This window comes from Sorangium sp. So ce124, assembly GCF_051525235.1.
GTDB classification, from domain to species: Bacteria; Myxococcota_A; Polyangia; order Polyangiales; family Polyangiaceae; genus Sorangium; species Sorangium atrum.
The window spans coordinates 9,674,458-9,695,471 of record NZ_CP150312.1 but is presented as its reverse complement, the minus strand read 5'-3'; the positions used below and the strand labels follow the sequence as shown (position 1 = coordinate 9,695,471).

At 71.7% G+C, this 21,014-nt stretch carries 18 protein-coding genes; 4 read left to right on the top strand and 14 right to left on the bottom strand.

The genetic code is table 11. From position 1 onward, the window contains the following. Window positions 1-402 precede the first annotated feature (402 nt). Window positions 403-822: a hypothetical protein gene (locus WMF19_RS36525; RefSeq protein WP_437894587.1), complete on the top strand. Its 420-nt coding sequence runs from the start codon at window positions 403-405 to the stop codon at window positions 820-822. 147 nt (window positions 823-969) lie between these two features. On the opposite strand, the gene WMF19_RS36520 is transcribed toward WMF19_RS36525, so the two are convergent. Next, a complete protein-coding gene (locus WMF19_RS36520) occupies window positions 970-1,590 on the bottom strand; it encodes a helix-turn-helix domain-containing protein (RefSeq protein WP_308738114.1) in 621 nt (206 codons plus the stop codon). A 913-nt stretch (window positions 1,591-2,503) separates the two neighbouring features. On the opposite strand from WMF19_RS36520, the gene WMF19_RS36515 reads away from it, so the two are divergent. Then, entirely contained in the window at window positions 2,504-3,067 is a 564-nt protein-coding gene (locus WMF19_RS36515) for an ExbD/TolR family protein (RefSeq protein WP_437894586.1), read from the top strand. Window positions 3,068-3,096: 29 nt separating this feature from the next. Here WMF19_RS36515 and WMF19_RS36510 read toward each other — a convergent pair whose 3' ends face one another. The 10 genes from WMF19_RS36510 to WMF19_RS36465 form a co-directional block, all read right to left on the bottom strand. After that, window positions 3,097-3,678, bottom strand: a complete 582-nt coding sequence (locus WMF19_RS36510; protein ID WP_012239127.1) for a hypothetical protein — start codon at window positions 3,676-3,678, stop codon at window positions 3,097-3,099. A gap of 29 nt (window positions 3,679-3,707) precedes the next feature. Further along, on the bottom strand, window positions 3,708-4,544 hold the full coding sequence (locus WMF19_RS36505; protein WP_437894585.1) for a hypothetical protein: 837 nt from the start codon (window positions 4,542-4,544) through the stop codon (window positions 3,708-3,710). Next, the gene (locus WMF19_RS36500) at window positions 4,541-6,478 is read right to left on the bottom strand and encodes a BatD family protein (protein ID WP_437894584.1); all 1,938 of its coding nucleotides are present in this window, start codon (window positions 6,476-6,478) and stop codon (window positions 4,541-4,543) included. Before WMF19_RS36500 ends, WMF19_RS36505 begins: the two co-directional genes overlap by 4 nt. Next, window positions 6,475-7,557: a tetratricopeptide repeat protein gene (locus WMF19_RS36495; protein WP_437894583.1), complete on the bottom strand. Its 1,083-nt coding sequence runs from the start codon at window positions 7,555-7,557 to the stop codon at window positions 6,475-6,477. Before WMF19_RS36495 ends, WMF19_RS36500 begins: the two co-directional genes overlap by 4 nt. Continuing rightward, window positions 7,544-8,698, bottom strand: a complete 1,155-nt coding sequence (locus tag WMF19_RS36490; RefSeq protein WP_272095447.1) for a vWA domain-containing protein — start codon at window positions 8,696-8,698, stop codon at window positions 7,544-7,546. Before WMF19_RS36490 ends, WMF19_RS36495 begins: the two co-directional genes overlap by 14 nt. After that, window positions 8,695-9,840: a VWA domain-containing protein gene (locus WMF19_RS36485; RefSeq protein ID WP_437894582.1), complete on the bottom strand. Its 1,146-nt coding sequence runs from the start codon at window positions 9,838-9,840 to the stop codon at window positions 8,695-8,697. The genes WMF19_RS36490 and WMF19_RS36485 overlap by 4 nt, the downstream gene beginning before the upstream one ends. Then, window positions 9,837-11,090, bottom strand: a complete 1,254-nt coding sequence (locus WMF19_RS36480) for a hypothetical protein (protein ID WP_437894581.1) — start codon at window positions 11,088-11,090, stop codon at window positions 9,837-9,839. Before WMF19_RS36480 ends, WMF19_RS36485 begins: the two co-directional genes overlap by 4 nt. Next, on the bottom strand, window positions 11,087-11,995 hold the full coding sequence (locus WMF19_RS36475) for a DUF58 domain-containing protein (RefSeq protein WP_437324365.1): 909 nt from the start codon (window positions 11,993-11,995) through the stop codon (window positions 11,087-11,089). The genes WMF19_RS36480 and WMF19_RS36475 overlap by 4 nt, the downstream gene beginning before the upstream one ends. After that, window positions 11,992-12,978: an AAA family ATPase gene (locus WMF19_RS36470; RefSeq protein WP_272095442.1), complete on the bottom strand. Its 987-nt coding sequence runs from the start codon at window positions 12,976-12,978 to the stop codon at window positions 11,992-11,994. Before WMF19_RS36470 ends, WMF19_RS36475 begins: the two co-directional genes overlap by 4 nt. 123 nt (window positions 12,979-13,101) lie before the next feature. Further along, a complete protein-coding gene (locus tag WMF19_RS36465; protein ID WP_437894580.1) occupies window positions 13,102-14,448 on the bottom strand; it encodes a protein kinase domain-containing protein in 1,347 nt (448 codons plus the stop codon). A gap of 223 nt (window positions 14,449-14,671) precedes the next feature. Between WMF19_RS36465 and WMF19_RS36460 the strand changes: the two genes are divergently transcribed. Together WMF19_RS36460 and WMF19_RS36455 are read left to right on the top strand one after the other, a co-directional pair. Further along, window positions 14,672-15,781 (top strand): hypothetical protein, encoded by a 1,110-nt coding sequence (locus WMF19_RS36460; RefSeq protein WP_437894579.1) that lies wholly within the window; start codon window positions 14,672-14,674, stop codon window positions 15,779-15,781. Continuing rightward, on the top strand, window positions 15,778-17,472 hold the full coding sequence (locus WMF19_RS36455; protein WP_437894578.1) for a hypothetical protein: 1,695 nt from the start codon (window positions 15,778-15,780) through the stop codon (window positions 17,470-17,472). The genes WMF19_RS36460 and WMF19_RS36455 overlap by 4 nt, the downstream gene beginning before the upstream one ends. An 18-nt stretch (window positions 17,473-17,490) precedes the next feature. On the opposite strand, the gene WMF19_RS36450 is transcribed toward WMF19_RS36455, so the two are convergent. From WMF19_RS36450 to WMF19_RS36440, 3 genes are read right to left on the bottom strand one after another with little or no spacing between them, the layout of a single operon-like run. After that, window positions 17,491-19,056, bottom strand: coding sequence for a dipeptidyl-peptidase 3 family protein (locus WMF19_RS36450; protein WP_437894577.1), 1,566 nt, complete (start codon window positions 19,054-19,056; stop codon window positions 17,491-17,493). 36 nt (window positions 19,057-19,092) lie between these two features. Beyond that, complete coding sequence (locus WMF19_RS36445; RefSeq protein ID WP_437894576.1) at window positions 19,093-20,028, bottom strand: SDR family oxidoreductase; 936 nt, start codon at window positions 20,026-20,028, stop codon at window positions 19,093-19,095. Further along, a complete protein-coding gene (locus tag WMF19_RS36440) occupies window positions 20,025-20,888 on the bottom strand; it encodes a lysophospholipid acyltransferase family protein (protein WP_272095436.1) in 864 nt (287 codons plus the stop codon). Before WMF19_RS36440 ends, WMF19_RS36445 begins: the two co-directional genes overlap by 4 nt. Between the last annotated feature and the right edge of the window lie 126 nt (window positions 20,889-21,014).

Here is a 21,014-nt window from a genome sequence, read left to right as displayed (position 1 = left end):
TGGCCGGCGTCGGTCAGCGGTCGATTCCGTGGGCCTCGCCTCGGCCCGCCATCGCGTCCGGCAGGCCAGGGGCGACGCTGCACCGCGCCGAACATTCATGTCCTCGGGCAGAAGCGGTATGCGGAGCTACCCGCGTATCTCGGGGGCTGAGACGTGGCGTCCATGTCCTTTGCCCGGAGTGAGGCCGCGCGGTTCATGAAGCTCCACCTGTCATCGACTGTCCGAACGAGCACAACCACACGTGGGCATCGAGCTCAACCGGCGCAGCATCCGTCGGGGGCGGCGACCTGTCTGCTCCATCGGAGGAAAAGGGGCGCGGCCAGGTGGCGTTGCTTGCCCCTACCTACGCGAGCACCTAGCCTGGACCGCGAACGAAACCAGCGCAGCGCGGAGGGAAACACCATGATGCCGATGATGAGCCTGCCGATGATGGGGCCTATGGGGATGATGCCCCAGATGATGGGGATGATGCCGCAGATGATGGGGATGATGCCCCAGATGATGGGGATGATGCCCCAGATGATGATGCCGCAGATGATGGGAATGATGGGTCAGATGCCGATCATGGCGCGGATGACCTGTGAGATGGATAAAGAGGGTATGGTCTGCAAGATGATTCCCATGGATGGCATGGGGATGGACATGCTGCGCCAGCGCTGTGAAGCCATGATGAAGATGATGGGAATGGGCATGCCGATGATGATGATGTGCGGCAACATGCCGATGATGATGTGCATGAGCACCGGCATGGGCATGGGCGTCGGCGCGAGCGGCACGAGCAACATGGGCGCCGGCTCGAACGTCGCCAGCATATCCAGGTGAGCGCGTCGGCGCGGCCGGCGTTTCCCGAGCGCAGCGCAGAACACACGGAATCCTCGCGGCACCGGAGGGAGAAGAGGAGTGCCGGGAGACGTCCTTTTCCTCTCGGCGTCCTGGCGCCTCGGTGATCCGGGCTGTCGAGCGCCCCTGTCAGCCCGTCTTCTCGACGTACGTCATCACCAGGTACAGGATGACCTGCTGATCGGTCAGGTTCCTGTACTGATGGGGCACGTCGGCGTCGAACATGATCGCGTCGCCGGTCGCAAGCACATGCCGCTCGGCGCCGACGACCATCTCCAGCGTTCCGGAGGTCACCACGAGGTTCTCCACGGTGCCCGGCGGGTGAGGATCCGCGTGTTCCGTGGCGAGGGGCGCGAGCGTGATCTCGTAGAATTCGACGGTCCTCGGCACGTCGAACGGGAACAGCGCGCGGGACGTGAACGAGCCGTCATGCGACGTCAACACCTTGGCGCGCGCGGCCAGGATGAGCGATGTGCCGCCGAGCGACTGGTCGCTGATCAGCGCCGAGAAGGGCACGCCGAGCGCCCGCGCGATCTTCCAGAGCACGTTGATCGTCGGCGTGCTCTGGCCGAGCTCGATCTGGCTGAGCATCGCCCGGCTCACGCCAGACGCCTTCGCCAGCCGCTCGAGGGAGAGCCCTCGCTTGGTCCGTAGGCGACGCAGGTTGGCCCCGACGATGCCGGTGAGCGCCGAGGAGGCGTCCTGCGGGGCCATCTCGTAGGCCCAGGCGTCTCCAGAGGCCTCGTCCACGTCCCGCTGCGGCCCCTCTCCGTTTGCGCGGCTGGAGTACGAGCTCGCGGGGCCAGCGACGCTCTCCGGTCTGCGCTGCGAGCGCGGTCCAGCGGGCGATGAAGGGCGCCCCGCCGATACGGCGGACGCTTGCACGCCGTTCTGGTAGCCCTCCACGGGCAACGATGCGCCGAGCCCATCGCCGGAAACGAGCCCAGGCGAGCTCCGTGGCGTGTTCTGACGGACGGTCTTCATCGCATCTGCCAGACGGGCATCCACGTCCACATCGGGAACCACCAGAGGGCGACCTGCATGGTCAATGCGCCGCCCGACAACGTCTTCCTGTCGCTCTCGGGAGCATGCTCGTTCCGAGCCGCTCGCCGCTGCTGCCGGTATTCCTCGAGGTCGATCACTTGAGCACTCTGGGGGCGCATCCGCTTCACCTCCAACCCGTAGGTCCATCATCCGTTATAACGGATTGTCTGTCAAGGGACAGCTCGGCCATGACGCACGAGGGTCGGCACGCTGCGTTGGCCCGAGGACGGCACGACGCCCTGTCGTCCGTGGCGACGGGCACCTGCCTCTGCTCCTATGCCGAGAAAATCGAGCTTTTCGTCCGCCCTGTCCATGTTCAGAGCGTCCAAGGATGAGGCTGCTTTGTGTTGACGCGTTGCGTCTTTCTGCGGCTGGGCGGAGCGAAGCGCCTCCGAAATAGTGGACGATGCGGAGTGTGGGCCGCCTGAGGGGGCGCCCGTCGCGCTCGTCGGGATCGCCGGCGCGGCCCACCCGCGCGAGCGGTTCACCCGTGGCGGGGGAGCGGATGATGGTGCTTTCCAGGAACATCCGGCGCGCGCCGCGCTCTGTCCTCCTATCGCAGCGCGGCCGCGGAGCTGGCGAGTGCGCCGCGACAACACGAGCACACGAGGAGGCAGCCATGGCGGGCGTCGACGTGGGAGGTGGCGAGAGGCGGGCGAGAAACAGCGAGATCAACATGATTCCGTTCATCGATCTGCTGATGGTGACCATCGCCTTCCTGCTGATCACGGCGGTGTGGGTCACGAACTCGCGGCTCAAGACCAGCGCGGAGGTGCCTGCCGCCGCGGGGTGCGGTGAGGAGTGCCAGAAGGAGCCCCTCAGGACGATGCATGTCCACATCGGCGAGGATCAGTTCAACCTCGTGTGGAAGCAGGGCGCGACTGTCCTGAGCGAGGTGAGCGTCCCCAAACGTCCTGTCGAGATCGGCGGGGCGGGAGCCACCGCGATCCGTTACAGAGAGCTCGGCGAGGCCATCCAGCGCGAGTGGGAGCGGAGCGGCGAGCACCGCGCGCCGAGCGACCGCCGCGCCGACCAAGCCGTGCTCCACAGCGACGACAAGACGCCGTTCCGCGAGCTCGTCGCCGTGCTCGACGCGATCAACGCCCCGCGCCGAACCGTCCTCCTCCAGGACGGCCGCAGCGCCGAGATGCCAGCCTTCCTAGCCACCTTCTCAGCACGATAGAGCGGCGTCGTCTAGAGACGGGCGGGAAGTTACGCGGTGAACTCGGTCGTCAGCGCTACCCAGTTCGAGGGCGGGCGGACGGCGTAGCTCAGCGCCAGGACCTCGATCAGCACCACCCGGTAGATCGCGTGGACGTCGTCGACGTCGACCTCGTGCGCGTTCGCCTCGAGCGCCGCATCGAGGTGCTCCTGCACGAAGGCGAGGACGTCGGGCTGCTCCATCGCGATGACGTCGTCCGAGTCGACCGCCTCGGCAGGATCGTGGAGGCGGATCTGCTCGTCCAGGTTCAGCGACTCCTCGACGCCCGTGAGCGCCGTCTCGGTGACCTCGTCGAGGTCCTGACCGAACAGCTCGTCGAAGGCGAGCCAGATCGCGAGCGTCAGGAAATAGCCGAGGGCGAGCGCCGTCTCGTCGAGCGGGCCGGAGAGCACCGAGGAGATCCGGTCCGCGAGCGCAGGCTGCGTCTGCTCGAAGCGCGTGAACGCGTCGTCGAGCTGCTTGCGCGAGTCGTCGTCATCCTCGGCGAGCTGATCCTCGATCTCGGACAGGACGCGCGCCGGCACCTGAGCGTACGAGGGGACGGGGCGAATGGCTGCGCGGCGTACCCACACGCGGACAACCTAGCACACGATGGCGCGGCTCATGGAGCGAGCAGCCGGATGCTCGACGCCGGAACCCATCCCTCCGTTGCGCCCCAGCGGACCTCCGCGAGCCCGCCCGATCTCCTGCCGACCTCGACCGACGCACCCTCGGGGATCGCGCTGTGCTCGGCGCGGGGCAGCGCGCGCCCGTCCTCGTCGAGGAGCCGGACCTCGGGGACCACCACGACGCCGGCCCGGGTCGTGATGCGGAGGTGCCGCGCCGCATAGGTGAGCGGCACCAGCGCGAGCAGCGCGACGAGCGCCGTCGGCGCAAGGACGCTGCCCGCGACGTGCGCAGGGCCGGCAGGGCGGCGCCGCAGGACCACGCCCAAGGCGAGGAGCAGCGACGCGAGGAGCGCGGCCGCCGCCCAGGTGCGCTCCGAGGCGAGGCCGACGATGACCCGGCCGAGCGTCGGGCGCACGTCGACCGCATCCGTGGCGCGGCGCGAGCGCCGGCGGGTGATCTCGGCGCGCACGAGATCCAGCGCGCGATCCGCGTCGGCGTCGCCCGGACGGAGCCGCAGCGCCTCCTCGAACGCGGCCGCCGCCCGGCCGAGGTCTCCGGGGCGATCCGCGCCCTCGCGGACGCGCGTGACGTAGGCGAGCCCGCGGTTGTAGCTCGCGTCCGGGTGCACGAAGCCGCGGTCGGCGAGCAGCTCGAACGTGTCGATCGCCGCGCCGTACTCGCCGCGGCCGAGCGCCGCCGTGCCCTCCTGGAACATCACCTCCGGGGACTCCGCCGGCTGCGCGCGCGCCTCGCTCGACGGCAGCGCCGGCGCGAGGCTGGCGACGAGGAGGAGCGCGCCGGCGAAGAGGCGCCTGCGGCGGCCGTTCATGCGGGCTTCCATCGCGAGAGCTCGGTCACGACGGCGCGGCTCTGCTCGACGAGCGCCGCGGCGGCGGCGCCGCCGCCCTCCTGCGCGGTCGGCTCGAACCGGATCGCCTCGCACGCGGCCAGCGCCTCGCACGCGCGCGACGAGAGCGGCCCTGGGACGCCGCGCCGGCCGAGCTCGCCCGGGAGCTCCGCGAGCAGGACGCCGCGCGAGCGGAGGCCCGTCGCGGACTCGATCGCCCGGTGCACCGCGCGCTCGATCGCCGCGGCCGTCGCCCCGAGATCTCCCTGCGCGGCCGCCTCCTCCGCTTCGCGCTGGGCGATCGCCGCGAGCCGGGCGGGCGAGGTCGCGCCCGCCGCGCGGCGATCGCGCGCCCGGCGCAGGAGCCGATCGCCCGCGCCGAAGAGCGTGACGGCGAGCGGCGGCGCGGCGAGGAGCAGCCAGAACGGCGCGCCGTCGAGGGGCAGCGTCGCGGGCGGGGTGTGCGGGCCGAGCGACGTGCGGAGCCCCGGCATTCCGGCGAACGGCGCGCCACGGCCGGCGCCGTCGCCCTCGGCGAGAGGCGCCCTGGACGGCGGCCCGGACGACGCCGGAGGAGCCACCGGGCTGACCTGGACGACGCCGAGCTCGGCGCGCTCGACCACGTAGCGCTTCTGCGCCGGATCCCAGTAGGGGAGCTCGATCTTCCCGAGATCGACGGCGCCGCTCTCCTGGATCCGGACGACGTAGCCGAACGATCGGGTGCCGCCGATCGCGCCGCCGCGCGGCTCGATCGCGTCGCGCTTCTCCGGGTCGAGCCAGTCGAGCCCGGTCCGCTCCGGCACCCGGAGCGACTGGGGGAAGTTGCCGGTGCCCGCGATCTGCACGTTCACGGCCACCGAGCCGCCCTGCTCGATCTGGCGGGGCTGCACCGTCGCCTTGAGCGTGAACTGACCGACGTCGCCGACGGCATAGCCGGACGGGCGGCCGGCGAGGGGCGGCTCCGTGACCTTGACGACGACGTCGTTCGATTCGCGCAGCACGCGCGCGCCGATCCGGCGACCGGTGATGCGCGTCTGCATGCTGCCCGTGCGCAGCTCGCCCGTCTTCAGCGGGAACAGCGCCAGCTTGTCGACGAGGCGGGCCGCATAGCGGTACCCGCCGACCCGCGTGTACACGGGCCGCTCGGTGCGGGGGTCCTCGAGGAGCGTGTAACGAAGGAAGTCCGGCGCGGGCGCCGCGCGGGGCTCGGTCATCTCGGCGTTCTCGCGGAAGTACAGGTAGAACGAGACCGTGACCTGCTCGCCGACCACCGCGGTCGTCTTGTCGGGGATGGCGCGCAGGAACACCACCGGGTCGGGCTCGCGCGGCATCGCCAGCTCCGTCGCCTCGGCCTCGGGCTCGTCCTGGGTCGCCTCGTCGTCGAAGAGGCCGCCCGGACCGCCGAACGGCCACGGGAAGCCCTGCAGCGGGCCGCCGGGCAACAGGAACGGGTTGCTCGGCCGGCGAGGCCGCCCGCTCGCCGGCGTGACCTTGATCAGGATCGGAGCCGCCGGCAGGCGCCTCCCGTTCCAGGAGATCGTCGGCCCCGGGATGGTGTAGCGGCCGGGTTTGTTCGCGACGATCTGCCACGTCGCGCTGATGCCCAGCTGCGTGATCATGACGCCGCCCCCGAGCTGCGTCTTCATCTGCGTCCCGATGCTCGGGCCGGAGACGATGGAGAGGTCGGGCGGGACACGCAGCTCCGGATCGGAGGGCATGCCGGCGCCGCGCTCGACGAGCGCCTTCACCTCGACCGTGAACGGCTCGCCGACCTCGACGTCGGTGGAGCTCGCGCGCGCCGTGAGCTCCGGCTGCTGCTGGGCACGCGCGCGGAGCGGGGCGATCAACGCGAGCAACGCCACGAGCAGCGCGGCCGCGAGCGGCGCGAGGCGCGGGGGGGCGAGCGCGAGCGTCACTTGTCCTCCATGCCGCGGCCGCGCCGCATACCGGCCTTGTTCTTCGCCTCCTGCTCCTGATACGTCGGCGCCTCCTCGAGCTGGTCGAGGATGCGATCGTCCTGCCGACCGGTCTGCGGCGGCTCCTGGGGCTGCTCGCGCGGCGGCTCGGGTTGCTCGGGTGAGCCGGCGTCGGGCGTCTGATCCTGCGGGCCAGCGTCGGGGCTCTGATCCTGGTCGCCGCCGTCGTCGCCCGCGTCCTGGCCGCCGCCGTCGTCGCCCGCGTCAGGCTCGCCGCCGTCGTTGCCCGCGTCCTGGTCGCCGCCGTCGTCGCCCGCGTCGGGCTCGGCGTCCGGCGGCGCATCGGGCTCGGCGTCCGGCGGCGCGTCGGGCTCGGCGTCCGGCGGCGCGGCGTCCTTCTGGTCCTCGATGCGCCGCAGCGCGATCGCCCGGTTCCAGGCCGCGTCCCGGCCGACGCCGTCGCCGCCGGCCTCCTCGAGGACCCCGGGGATGATGGCCAGCGCCTGGTCGTAGTACGTCACCGCATCCTCGTACTTGCGCCGCAAGAACTCGAGGTTGCCCGAGAGGTAGCGGGCCCGCGCGCGCAGGTCGGCCGGCACGCTCGGATCGGCCCCGATCGCCTTCACGAGGACCAGCGCGCAGTCGATCTCGATCCCGCGCAGCGCGTCGCTCTGCTCCTGCTCCGTCCCGCCGTCCGCGAGCTCCTCGTCGCCGAACCGATGACCGTAGCGCTCGGCCAGGTGGAACAGCGTCAGCCCGAGATCGAACGAGCCGTTCGGCTTCTGGCGCACGGAGTCCGGCAGCCCGATGCCGGCGTCGCTGCACGCGCCCGTCCCCAGGTAGCTCTCGAGGGCCTGCGCGGCAGACTCGAGGTTGCCCGCGTCGAGATCGCGGATCGCCTGGTCGACCGCCGGCGCGTTCCGCTCGAACGGGGACGTCGGATCCCACCCGCTGCACCCGGTCGCCGCCGAGAACGCGGCCCCGGTGAGGCACGCGGCGGCGAGCCCGATCGCGATCCAGCGCCCCCGGCGCGCGAAGAACCCGGCGAGATCCACGCGCTTGCGATCACGACGCGGCATGCTGCCCTCCCGCGTTGCCCCGAGGCGTCGGCCCCGCTCCCGCCGCGAGGTCCGCGCCGAGCGGGCGCCCCTTCAGCAGCCCTGCGCGCTTCGGCGCGGCCTCGGGGTGTGTCGCCACGAAGCGACGGCGCGGAGCGTCCTTGAGGAACACCTCGGCGATGAGGAGCAGGATCGCGAGGCCGAGCGGGTAGAAGTAGACGTCCGCGTAGACCGTCTCGACCCGCTCCGAGAGCTCGCTCTTCATCTGCCGCCTGAGCTCCGCGGCGATCGTCTCGATGCCCGTGGTCCCCTTCTCCGCGCGGATGATCTGCCCGCCCGGCGTCGCCTGCGCGATCGACGCGAGCTGCTGCTCGCCCGAAAGCGACAGCTCGGTCGTGAGCGGCTTGCCCTGGCGATCCGTCCGCCACCCGACGATGCGGCCGTCCTGGCCGATCTCCGGGATCGGCTCCGGCGTGCGCCCGCCGATCTGAACGACGTGGATCGTCGTGCCCTGGGCGCCGATCGCCTGGGCGACGCTCAGCGGGTAGCCCTCGAGGTCCTCGCCGTCCGTGACGAGCAGGATGATCCGCTTGTGCTCGGCGGACTTCGGATCGCGCCTCAGGAGCTCGTTCGCCTGGTCGAGCGCGCGCGCGATCGCCGTGCCGCCGATGGGCATGTCGTTCGGGTCGAGCTGGCGGAAGAACTGCGCGATCGCCGCGCCGTCGGCGGTCAGCGGGAAGCCCATCGGCTCGCCGGCGAACGCGACCGCGCCGAAGCGCGCGCCCTCGAGATCCTTGATGAGGCGGGCGACCTCGACCTTCGCCCGGAAGATGCGGGACGGCTCGACGTCGCGCGCGTACATGCTCTTCGAGTAGTCGAGCACGATCACCACGTCGACGTTGGTCGCCGGCACGAGCCGCGTGCCTTTGCCGTACTGGGGGCGCGCCGCGGCCACGAACGCGAGCGCCGTCGCGAGCACGAGCAGCACGCCCTTCCAGGCGCGGCGCTTCGCCGGATCGGCGGTGGTGAGCGCCTTCACGCGATCCTCGTCGCCGAAGCGCTTGATGGCGCGCGCCACGCCGAAGCCGCCGAGGATGAGCAGGAGGCCGATCAGCGCGGCGAACGCCGTCCCGAGCAGGAACCAGGGAGCCGCAAAGTTCACGGGAACCTCCGGAGCAGCCAGGCGCGCAGGAGCGCGTCGAGCCCGATCAGGAACACCCCGGGCAGGAGCAGGAACGGGAAGAGATCCTCGTACGCGGCGCTCGACGCCTCGAAGCGGGTCTTCTCCAGCCGGTCGAGCACGTCGTGCATGCTGTCCGCGAGCGCCTTCGCGTCGGTCGCCACGTACGACGCGCCGCCGGTCTTCTGCGCGATCTCCTGGAGCAGCGCGGGGTTCACCGGGAAGCGGTGGCGCACGTAGCGCGGCTGCCCGAAGAGATCGATGCCGTCCTCGACCTCGACCTCGTCGTCGGTGCCGATCTGGATCGTGTAGACCTTGGCGCCGAGCGAGGTCGCGAGGTGGGTCGCGTACTCGGGGGAGATGGCCCCGGCGTTCGAGTCGCCGTCGGTCAGGAGGATGACGACCTTCGACTGCGCGTCGCTCCTGCGCAGGCGGGCGACCGCGGTGCCGAGCGCGTCGCCGATCGCCGTCGCGCTGCCGTCGATCACGTTGAGCGTCATCTGCGAGACCATCTGCGTCAGCAGGTGGTAGTCGAGCGTCGGCGGCGACAGCACGTAGGCGGCCTTGCCGAAGACGACGACGCCGAGGCGATCGGTCCTCCTGCGGCTGATGAAGTCCTGGAGGACGAGCTTGGCCGTGTCGAGCCGGGTCAGCCGCTTGCCGCGCGGCAGCTTCGGCTGGCCGGGGAGGTCGCTCGGCCGCGCGTCGAGGATCGCGCGCATCGAGCCCGACAGGTCGAGCGCCACGACGATATCGATGCCCTTGTCGTCCGAGCGCTGCTCGCGGAGCACGCTGACCGGCCGCCCCATCGCGAGGACGAGCAGCGCGAGCGCCACGGCGCGCAGCACGCCCGGCAGGTCGCGCAGGTGGCTGCGCAGGCCGCGCGGCCCGCGCGCGAGCGGCGCGACCGTGCCGAGCCGGAGCCGCGGCCTGCGCGCGTCCTCCGCGAAGACGCCCCAGTACCAGACGACGGGCACCGCGATGAGCGCGAGCAAGAACCACGGGTTCTGCCAGCTCGCCGAGGACCAGGCCTCGCGGCGCGCGAGGTAGGGGTACACGCAGGCGAGCGCGGCGACGACGAGCGTCGCGATGAGGGCGAGCGATGCGCGCTTCGTGCGGCTCAAGGCGCCTCCTCCGGCGCCCCGGACGGGCGAGCGGGCGGCTGCTGCCCGCCGGCGGGCGAGCTCCGGGGGCCGGCGCCGTCGCCGGGCCGCGCCGCCGGCGGGGTCGTGCGGTGCACGATGTTCTCGCCGTCGTCGAGCGCCGTGAGGCAGTCGGCCTCGCTCGGCTGGAGGCGCGCGAACTTCACGAGATCGCAGTCGGCGAGGAACCGCGCGATCTGCGGCAGCACCGGCACGGGCGGGCGCACCCGCGCGAGCAGCTCCCGCATCTCGTCGCTCGTCGTCTCGAGGCCGTCGAAGCCGTACCGCGCGCCGAGGTACTTGCGCACGCAGTCGCTCACGCGATCGAAGTACTCGCCGGTCCGCCCCTCGCCGAGCAGGTCGGAGCGCCGGAGCGCCTCGAGCTCCTCGAGCGCGGCGACCCACGGCAGCTTGGGCGGCGGCGCGACCACGACGCGGGGCCGGCGCAGCCAGCGCCGGACCAGCCACGCCACGAGCAGGCCGAGCGCCGCGCCGATGAGGATGCCGACCGTGAGCTGCTTCGCGAGCACCCACTCCTCCCGCTGCGGCCTCGGCGGCGGGTTCGGCTTGACCTTGGGATCCCGCTCGTTGGCGATCGGGTCCTCGATCACGATCTCGTGCGGCCGGGTGCAGACGGTGACGAGCTCCCCGCTCGCGCGGGACACGGCGATCGGCACCGGCGGCAGCAGGAGGGCGCTCCTCCCGGGCTCCTTGGGCAGCGGGACGAACGGGATGACGAGCTTGGTCGTGGCGCCGGCGTCGGTCGCCGTCGTCGTGCTGGTCGGCCCCGCGCCCGCGTCGGCCTCGGGCAGGACGAACCCCGCCTTCTGGATCGCGCGCGCGGCGTCGCTGTCGCCCTGGACCTTGAAGCCCTCCGGCAGCACCGTCTCGCCCTTGCCGTGCGTGACGGTGATCTCGAGGTGGGCCGCGTACCCGCTGAACCCGTTCTTCGGGAACGTCTCCTCGATCCGGGGGCGCGTCGCGCCGGGCGGCACGTGCTCCGCGCACGAGGCCCACACGCTCTCGCCGCGCTCCTTCGCCGCCGGCGCTGCCGACGCCGGGGCCGGCAGCGCCGGCGGCGGCGGGGTGTCGTCAGCGGCGGGCCCTCCGGCGCCGCCAGCGTCCGGCTGCGATCGCGCCGGCGCCGCGCTCGCGAGCGCCGTCGCCAGCGCGGCCCACGCGAGCGGGCTCGCGCCGCGCGCGGCGTGGACCGCCGAGCGGCGCGTCCTCATCGCCTGAGCCTCCGCGCCCGCTTGGCGAACAGGTCGCGCAGCGGGCTCACGAAGCTCTCGCCGGTCTTCACCACGACGGCGTCGAGCGCGAGCTTCTTGAACAGCTTGTCGCGGTCGCTCCGGACCTTGCGCATGGCGGCGCGGTAGTGGTCGCGCACCGCCCGATCGCCGGTGTCCACCACGACCTCTTCCCCGGTCTCCAGGTCCTCGAACGTCGCGAGCCCCACGTCGGGCAGCTCCTCGTCGCGCGGGTCGACGAGCATCACCGGGATCACGTCGTGCTTGGCGCTCGCGAGCGAGAGCGAGCGCTCGAAGCCGGAGGCGAAGAAATCGCTGATCACGAAGGCCACGCTCCTCCGCTTGGCCACCTTCACCAGGGTCTCGAGCGCGAGCTTCAGGTTCGTCCCCGTGTACTTCGGCTCATGCCCGAGGATCTCCCGGATGACGCGCATCACGTGCTTGTCCCCCTTCTTCGGCGGGACGAGCTTCTCGATGGCCTCGGTCGCGAGCACGAGGCCCACGCGATCGTTGTTCTTGATGGCGCTGAAGGAGCAGAGCGCGGCGATCTCGGCGGCTACGCGCGCCTTCGACGCGCGCCGCGTGCCGAACTGCTCGCTCTGCGAGGCGTCGACGACCAGCATGACGGTCATCTCGCGCTCCTCGACGAACACCTTCACGAACGGCTCGCTCATGCGGGCCGAGACGTTCCAGTCGATCCAGCGCACGTCGTCGCCGGGCAGGTACGCGCGCACCTCGCGGAACGAGAGCCCTTGCCCCTTGAAGACGGACGAGTACGTCCCGGAGAGCTGCTCGTTGGCGAGCCGTTGCGTCCGGATCTCGATGCGCCGGAGCTGCTTCAGGAGCTCCGGCGGCAGCGGGTTCTTCGAGCCGGAGGCCTTGATCACGGCACCTCGACCACCTCGAACACGCGCCGGACGATCTGCTCGGACGTGACCTCCTCGGCCTCCGCCTCGTAGGTCAGGACGACCCGGTGACGGAGCACGTCCGGGCCGATCGCCTTCACGTCCTCCGGCGTGACGTAGCCCCGGTGGCGCAGGAAGGCGTGCGCGCGCGCCGCGAGCGCCAGCGCGATCGAGGCGCGCGGGCTCGCCCCGTACTCGATGAGGCTGCTCAGCTCCCGCATCCCCTTCTGCCCGGGCTCGCGCGTCGCGAAGACCACGTCCACGATGTAGTCCTTCACGCGATCATCCATGTACACGTCGCGCACGACCTTGCGCGCGGACACGAGCTCCTCGGGGGTCGTCACCTTCGCGGCCTTGCCCTCGATCGCGGACGTCGTGCGGTCGATGATCTGCCGCTCCTCGGCCCGCGCGGGGTACCCGACCTTGACCATGAGCATGAACCTGTCGACCTGCGCCTCCGGGAGGCGGTAGGTCCCCTCCTGCTCGATCGGGTTCTGGGTCGCCATGACCACGAACGGGCTCGGCAGCGGGTAGGTCGTGTCGCCGATCGTGACCTGCCGCTCCTGCATCGCCTCGAGGAGCGCGCTCTGCACCTTCGCGGGGGCGCGGTTGATCTCGTCGGCGAGCACGAGGTTCGCGAAGATCGGGCCCAGCTTGGAGGTGAAGTCGCCCTTCTGGTGGTTGTAGATGACGGTGCCGATGAGGTCGGCGGGCAGCAGATCCGGCGTGAACTGGATCCGCGAGAACTTCGCGTGGATGGCGTCGCAGAGCGTCCGCACCGTGAGCGTCTTGGCGAGGCCCGGGACGCCCTCGAGGAGGACGTGTCCCCCGGTGAGCAGCCCGATGAGGATGCGCTCGATCATGTACGTCTGACCGACGATGACCTTGCCGACCTCGCTCAGCAGGGTGTCGATGAAGGCGCTCTCTTTGGCGACCAGCTCGTTCAGGGCGCGTACGTCGTGCATAACGGGTGGGAGCTCATAGCAAGCCCGGCCGCCCGAGGACAACCGGCGCCTCTCGAATATTCCTCGGCGCGAGGCGGGGCCCCGGCGCGCGCTCGTCGGCGCGGGGCGGGGCCCCGGCGCGCGCTAGAAGCCGGGCTCGCGGAACTTGGCGCGCCCGGTCTCGCCAGGCGATCGGGAGCGAGGCGGGCTCGCGCTCGCGGCGGGGGTGGAGGAGGGCGGCGCCGCGGGCGTGGTGGACGGGGCCGGCTCTGACACGCGCGCGGGCTCCGGGGCGCGCGGCTCGGCGGTGACGACCCCCGGGCGCGGCTCCACCGCGATGGCCGGCGCCGCGGGCACCGCCACGGGCGGCGCGCCGGGGCCCTCCCCGAGGCCGATCCACAGGAGCGTCGCCGCCCCGAGCAGCGCGCCCGAGGCGACGAGCGCCGCCGCGGTGGCGATCGTCCGGGCGCGGCGGCGCGGGTCCAGGCGCGAGGGGGGGCGCCCCCGCGATCTGCCCTCCGCGGCGCGCAGCGCGTCCTTGATCAGCGCCGCGCGACGCGCGGTGCGCGCGGCGAGCGCGTTGCGGATGTACCCCGTGACCTCGCCGGGGCGGCTGCCGAGGGCGGCGCTCACCGCCTCCAGCGCGTCCGCGAGCTCGGCCATCGTCGCGAAGCGCTCGGCCGGATCCTTGGCGAGCGCGCGCATCACCGCCGCCTCGAGCGCGGCGGGGTACCCGGGGACGAGGGTGCCCGGCGGATCGACCGGCTCGGGCCGCGCGATGCGCGCCATCGTCGCGAGGTCGTGGCTGGCGGCGAACGGGTGGGTGCCCGTCGTCAGCTGATAGAGCACGATCCCGAGCGCGAAGACGTCGGACCGCCGGTCCAGCTGCTCGCTATAGACCTGCTCGGGCGCCATGAAGAGGATCTTGCCCTTCATGTGCCCGGTGTTGGTCGTCGGGTTGTCCACCTGCGCCATGGCCTTGGCCACGCCGAAATCGGCGATTTTGACCGAGCCGTCCCGCGTGATCAGGATGTTGTGCGGCGAGACGTCCCGGTGAACGAGCCCGACCAGCGCGCCGCCGTCGTCCCGTAGCTCGTGGGCCGCATGGAGCCCCCGCGCCGCCTCGATCGCGATCCTCACCGCGACGGGCAGGGGGAGCGGGCTGCCCTGCTTGCGGGTGCTGCCGCCGAGCAGCGCCACGAGCGCGTCGCCGTCGATCCACTCCATCACGAAGTAGAGCACCCCGCTCTGCTCACCTTGATCCAGGATCGCGCACACATTGGGGTGCTTGATCCGGGCCGCGATGCGCGACTCCGTGAGGAACATGCGCTTGCAGCGCGGATCGCTGGAGAGCGCCGGCAGCATCGTCTTGACTGCCACGATCTTGTCGCCCGCCGCCCCGCCGCGCTCTCGGGCCGCCCACACCGTCCCCATTCCGCCCTGCGCGATGGCGATCAGCAGCTCATAGCGGCCGAGAAGCTGGCCTGGCACAAGATCGACGGGCGCTATCACAGCTCGTACCTGCGACTCCTGTGTCGTCGTGAATCCGACCATGCTGAAGCCCTCACCGACAGTGGGAGAGCGTTCCAGGCGGGTCGTGCAAGAGCGTTCCAGGATCGGACGCCAATCTCAAACAATTTTCCAGTTGTCGAGGATCGATCTGCGTGAGTACGGTTAGACTGCCTCTATCGCTTGGTGATGGAAGGAGGCGTGGGTGAAGCATCGGATCACCATCGGCGGAGTCGTATTCTTCGCCCTGGTCGGCGTCGGTCCGGCTGCGTTCGCCGAGCCTCCCCCGGAGGACGCCGGGCGCGCGCCGCCGGCCGCGGTCGCGAGCGACACTGCGGCTCTCGCTGCGCCCCACAAGCCGAGCGCCGCGGAGCTCGCGTCCGCGCGGCGCCTCTTCGCGCTCGGCCTCGCTGCGGAGGACGGCGGCCGGTGGGCAGAGGCGCTGGAGACGTACGAGCGCATCAGCAAGATCGTCGTGTCCCCGCCTCTCTGGTATCACCTCGGGGTCTGTCATGAAGCGCTCGGCCACGTCGTCGAGGCGCTCAACGCATTTGAGCTCGCCGCGTCCGGCGCGACCGCGCGGAACGAGCCCGCGCTCGCCAGGGAGTCGCGGGCACGACTAGAGAAGCTCCGCGTGAAGACGTCGCAGATCGTCCTGCAGCTGCCCGAGGACGCGACCGGCGTGCGCGTCGAGATCGATGGTGAGCCGATCCACGCCGCGCTCGTCGGCGCGGCCATCCTCGTGAGCCCCGGGGCGCGGCGGGTCGTGGTGGAGGCCGAGAACTATGCGGCGCGGTTCGAGGCGTCGGTGCAGGCCGAGACGGGCGCGGTCGTCGAGCTGCGGGCCGATCTCGGCCGCAAGCGATCGCCCGCGGTCCTGCTGTCGATCGCGCCCGCGCGCCGGGCGCTGCCCAGCGCGCCCGCGCCCGGCCCGCGCATCTCGCCGGTGGTCGTCGTGGGCACGGCGGCCGCGCTCGCCGCCGGCGCCGTGGTCACGGGCGTCGTGGCGTACGACGTGCGGCACAGCTTCCTGAAGAAGAACGCGAACCCTGCCCCGGGCTCGCTGGGCGAGCGGCAGGCGCTGCACGACCGCGGGCAAGCGCTCGCCGTCACGAGCACGGTGCTCACCGGGGCCGCCCTCATCGCGGGCGGCGTCGCCACGTACCTTTTCTGGCCCTCGTCCTCCTCGCCCGCGGCTCCTCCGGACGCCGCCGGGCGGCGGCTTGCGCCCGCGCCCCGCACCCCCGGCCCGACGGCGCTCTCGCCATGGGTCGGCGCGGACGGCGCCGGGGTCGCCGTGCAGGGAGTGCTGTGAGCGGCGCCCATCGGCCCGGAGCGGGCGTCGTCGCGGCGCTCGCCTTCGCCTGCACCGGCCTCGGAGCGTGCGCCTTCATCGCGCCGTTCCCCGACGTGGCGGCGGATCCCGTGCCGGTGGGCGAGGGGGGAGCCGGCGGCGGCGGCGTTGGGGCGAGCGGCGGCAGCGAGGAGCAGGAGATCTGCGTTCCCCGTACCGAGGCGGCCTGCTACGCGGGGCCGCAGGGCACGCAGGGCGTCGGCCTCTGCGTGGGCGGCGTCGCCGCGTGCAATGACGACGGGACGGACGTCGGCGCCTGCGTCGGCCAGGTGCTGCCCACGTTCGAGAGCTGCGCCACGCCCGAGGACGAGAACTGCGACGGGCGAGCGTGCACGGGCGATCCCGTGCACAGCGTCGCGCTCGGCGGGGCCGGCGCTCAGCAGGGCCTGGGCATCGCCGTCTCGGCCGACGCCGTCGTGGTGGTCGGCTCGGCGTCGGGCAGCACCGATCTCGGGGCGGGCCCGTCGGACGAGCTGGGCGCGCTCGCCGAGCCGGACTCTTTCCTCGTGTCGTTCTCCCGCGACGCCTCCACGCGCGAGGGGCGGTTCCGGTTCGGCCGCCGCTTCGCGGACAGCGTCGCCCGGGCGGTCGCGCTCGCGCCGGGGGGCGACGTGGTGCTCGCGGGCAGCGTGGCCGGCGACGTCGATTTCGGCGGCGGCGTGCTCGCGGGCGCCGGCCGCCGCGCCGACGTCGTCGTGGCGCGGTTCGACGCGACCGGGGCGCACCAGTTCAGCCGGCGCTTCGGCGACGAGGCCACGCAACAGGCGGCTGCGGTCGCCGTGGACCAGGCGGGGAACGCCTTCATCACCGGCGAGTTCTCGGGCACGCTCGACTTTGGCGAGGGCCGTCAGGGCGAGCGGTTCACCCTGGAGAGCCACGGCAGGAGCGATGCCTTCCTGGCCAAGCTCGACGCCGCCGGCCACGTCGAATGGGCCAAGCGGCTCGGCGGCAAGGGAGATCAGGCCGGCACGGGCGTCGCCGTCGACGGCGACGGCAACATCATCGTCGTCGGCTGGTTCAGCGGGGAGGTCGATTTCGGGGGCGAGAAGCCGCTCACCACCGAGGCCAAGACCGACCTGTTCGTCGCGAAGCTCGACCCCTCGGGCGATCACGTCTGGAGCAAGGCGGCCGACGCGACCAACGCGGCCGAAGCGCTCGGCGTGGCCGTCGATGGAGCGGGCAACATCCTCGTGACCGGCTCGTTCCGGAGAGCGATCTCCTTCGGCGAGTCGCTGCTCACGAGCAATGGAGACAAGGACATCTTCCTCCTCCGGCTGGACGAGAACGGCGTCCTCCAGTGGTGCGAGGACTTCGGCGACGACGCCGATCAGGAGGGCGCCTCCGTCGCGGTCGATCTGGCAGGCAACATCCTCCTCACGGGCTCCTTCCAGGGGAGCCTCGACATCGGCAACGAGGCGGACTCTGCCACGGGCGCCGCCGACGTGTTCGTGGCGAAGCTCGACCCTGCCAGCAACCCGATCTGGCTGCGCTCGTTCGGCGACTCGGGCGAGCAGCGCGGCGCCGCCGTCGCCGTCGATCTCCTCGGCGACAGCTGGGTGACCGGCCGCTTCGACGGCGTCCTCGATCTCGGGGCGGCCACGGCCACGAGCCGGGGCGCCGGCGACGCGTTCCTCGTGCAGATCGGGCCGTGAGCGCCGCTCGCCGGCGGCTCACTCGCCGGCGAGCGGGTAGATCGGCCGGATGTCGATCGGGATCCCCTCGAGGCCGCCGAGCGCCTGGCGCATTGGCTCCGAGACCTCTCCGTACCTGGCGAGGAGCTCGCCGGCGGCCTGCCTGTCGCCGCGGTGCTGCACCATGCAGAGATCGCGGACGAGGCGGGTGACGGCGGCCTCGAGCTCCGCGGCGTCGACGGTGAAGCGCCGTGTCGCCGGGTCGAAGCGGGCGGCGCGCTCCTCGAGGAACCGGTTGATCTGGAGCGCGGCCCCCTTGCCGTGCGCCTCGGCCACGCCGAAGCGGGTGCTCCTGAAGAGCCCTGCGAAATAGGAGATGAGGAGCTTTTCCCTGAAATCGGCCGCGAAGTGGCCTCGCTGGATCATGAAGAGGACGTTGTAAGCGCCCATCACGTCGGCCTTGGCCTCCTCGAGCGCCGAGTACGTCGGGCCGAGCGCGATCCGCACCTCGACCCGCTCCCCGCCCACGGTCGTGAACGCAGGGCCCAGGCTGTGCGAGAGCTCGTGGAAGAGCGTCTCGTTGAAGAACGCGTCGGAGGACAGGTGATCGAGCTGCGCCGGGTCGAGGATGCGCTCGGCGATGGGGCGCATGATCAGCTCGAACTTCGTCTCGATGACGTTGCGGAGCAGGACCTTCTTGGCCCCCTTCTCGGCGCGGACGCGCTCGTCGTTCGGCAGGTTGAACGCGATCGTCTGGACCGATTTGCGGGCGTCGCCAGCGCTGAACACGAGGTCGACGACCTGGATGGGGCTCTCCCCGCCGCGCGCCGTCTTCACGTCCTCGGGGACAGGCAGGTTGCGCTCCATCTCCGGGAGGAGCTCCTTGTACTTCGAGAGCTTCCGGGAGGCGTCGGGGTCGCTCACCGTGACGAACGACTCGAACGAGGCCTTGAGGCCGAGGAGCTCGTCCTCGTAGGTCTCATAAGGGCCGATGGTCGCCTCGACGCGGCTGTCGAGGTCCATCCAGTCCTTGTCGGATGCATAGTAGTCGTCGGAGCGGAACGCGGCGGCCCGGGACCTCAGGAACCGTCGCAGGCTCTCGCTCGCGGTGAGCGCCGCGGCCTCCTCGAGGAGCGCGCCGGCGGGGCCGAGCCACGCCGCATAAGCCTGGCTGTACGGCACGGCGACGAGCCGGCCCTGGTCCCGGCGGATGAGCGTGAACAGGCTCGTGAAGGCCTCCTTGTCGCCCGGGTGCTGCTCGATCCACGCGTTGAGCTCGTCGGCCGAGAGATCTTCCGGGTAGAAGCCGGCGCCAGGCGGATGAGGCTCGTCGACGGCGAAGGGGCGGTGGTGATCCTGCCTGTCCCATGGGCCGCGCATGATGTCGAAGTAGGCGAGCCTGTCCCGCCCCTCCGGGGTGCCGTCCGCGACGAGCTCCTCGCGGAGCTCCGGGTTCCCGGCGTAGGCCTGCCGATCGAACACGGGATCGAGCTGCCGCGAAGCCTCGATGAGCTTGGCGAGCGCTCTCTTCTCCGGCTCGGGCAGATCGCCGATGTCCGCGGTGAGCCTGGCCGGCGCGAACTGCTTGACCTTCTCGGACAACATTGGGACCTCCTTATTTCATGAGAGGTTATCCCCGGCTCAGGGGCGGCTCGCCGGGACCGGGTGGGCGTCGCGGTACTCGCGGATGGCCTGGGCTTCGTCGATGGCGTGCTTGAACCCGGTCGCGGCGCGGAACGCTGCCCCGTCCACGACGACGGGGTACTTGATGTGGGTCAGCGCCGCGCGCGGGAGCTTCGGCAGGCCGAAGCGGCCGAGCGCGTTGCGCAGGACGAACTCGGGGAGGGGCACCGCCACCCGGCCCGCCGCCCGGATGATGAGCGACAGCGGCACAGGCTGCGGGCCAGAGACGTTGTAGACGCCGCGGATGCGCTTCTCGAGGGCCAGGCAGATGGCGGTGACGACGTCCTGCTCGTGCATGAACTGGAACAGCGGGTCGAACCCGAGCACGTACGGGACGTGGGGGCCGCGGAGGAAGCTCGCCAGCGTGCCGTGGCCTGTCGGGCCGAGCGTGTAGCACATGCGGAGGACGGTCGTGCAGAGCTCCGGAGCGCGCCAGAGCGCCGTGCAGGCGTAGAGATCGGCCGCGACGAGGTCGGCGAGCTCGGGGAAGGTGGACACCGCCATCGGAGGATCCTCCTCCGTGTGGTAGAGCGGCGACTCGGGGCCGGCGCCGTAGTAGGTGTGTCGGCCGACGAAGATCACGTGCTCGACCCCGCAGGCGCGGCTGTTGTCGAAGACGACGCGCGTGCCGCCGAGGTTGATCCGATACCGCTCCTCCGTCTGCTCCACGAGGTGCGTCACGGTCGCCATGTGGATGACGGCCTGGGGCCGGGCCTTGCGGAACACGTCCTCGGCGGCGCGCTTCTGCAGATCCACGTTGTGCATCTCGATGCCGGCCGGGGCGGTCGGCCACGGCCGCCGGTCGATGCCGATCACCTCGTGCCCCTCCTCGAGGAGGCGCGTCGCGACCATGCGGCCAAGCTGGCCGGTGATCCCTGGAATGAGGACCCTCATGCGTGCTCCTTCGATGAGGCGGGCCTGGGCGGCGTGGCGCCGCGCCAGTCCAGCGAAAGCTTCCCGCGGCGCCGCTTTCGGCCTGCCTCGATGAGCTCGGCGATCCTCGCCTTCACCTGCTCGACGTGGCCCAGGATCACCTCGTCTTCCTCGGCGCCGGTCCCGGCGAACGTCATCGGCTCGCCGTAGGTGATCTCCAGCTGGACCGGCAGCGGCGCCGGGATGAGGTACGGGGTGATGGGGATGTACGGCACCCCTAGCAGCCGGCCGATCGTGTACGAGTTGGCGATGGTCGGCACCGCCTCGCCGCCGCCGACGAAGCCGAAGGGGATGACGGGCGTCCTCGTCTTCATCGCGAGCCGGACGAACCCCGACCCGAAGTGCACGAGCGAGTTGCGCTCGCTGTAGAGCTTGGCGGTGCCGCGCGCCCCCTCGGGGAACACCATGAGCAGCCGCTCGTCCTCGAGGAGGCGGCTCGCGTGCTCGGGGAGGCCGGTGAACTGCCCTGTGCGGCTCGACCAGAGCGAGGTGAAGGGGAGGCGATTGATGAATTTCTCCGCCATCCCCTCGGCCAGGCGCGGCGGATCCATCTCGAAGAACATCGACGCGACCACCATCGCCCCGTCGATGGCGACTCCCCCGCAGTGATTGCCGACGAGCATCGCCCGCCCGCGCGCGGGGACGTTCTCCAGGCCCGTGACGCCCACCGAGAAGTAGTGATGATAGAAGAAGTCCAGGAGGGAGAAGAAGAGACCCAGGTGCTTCTGGGAGATGCCGTAAGGATCGACCCCGAAGCTGTTGAAAGGGATCTCCAGCCGCTGGACGCGCTGGGCAATCGAGTCGCTGACGAGCAGTGTCAAGGGTCACCCTCCGGGAGGCTTCGGCGCCCGGAGGGTATGCGCGATCGGGCGAGGAGCACAACCTCCGCCAACCGGCGCAAGAGGCCGCCGGCGCGGCCGAGCCACGGACCGCGCGCCGCGCGCCGC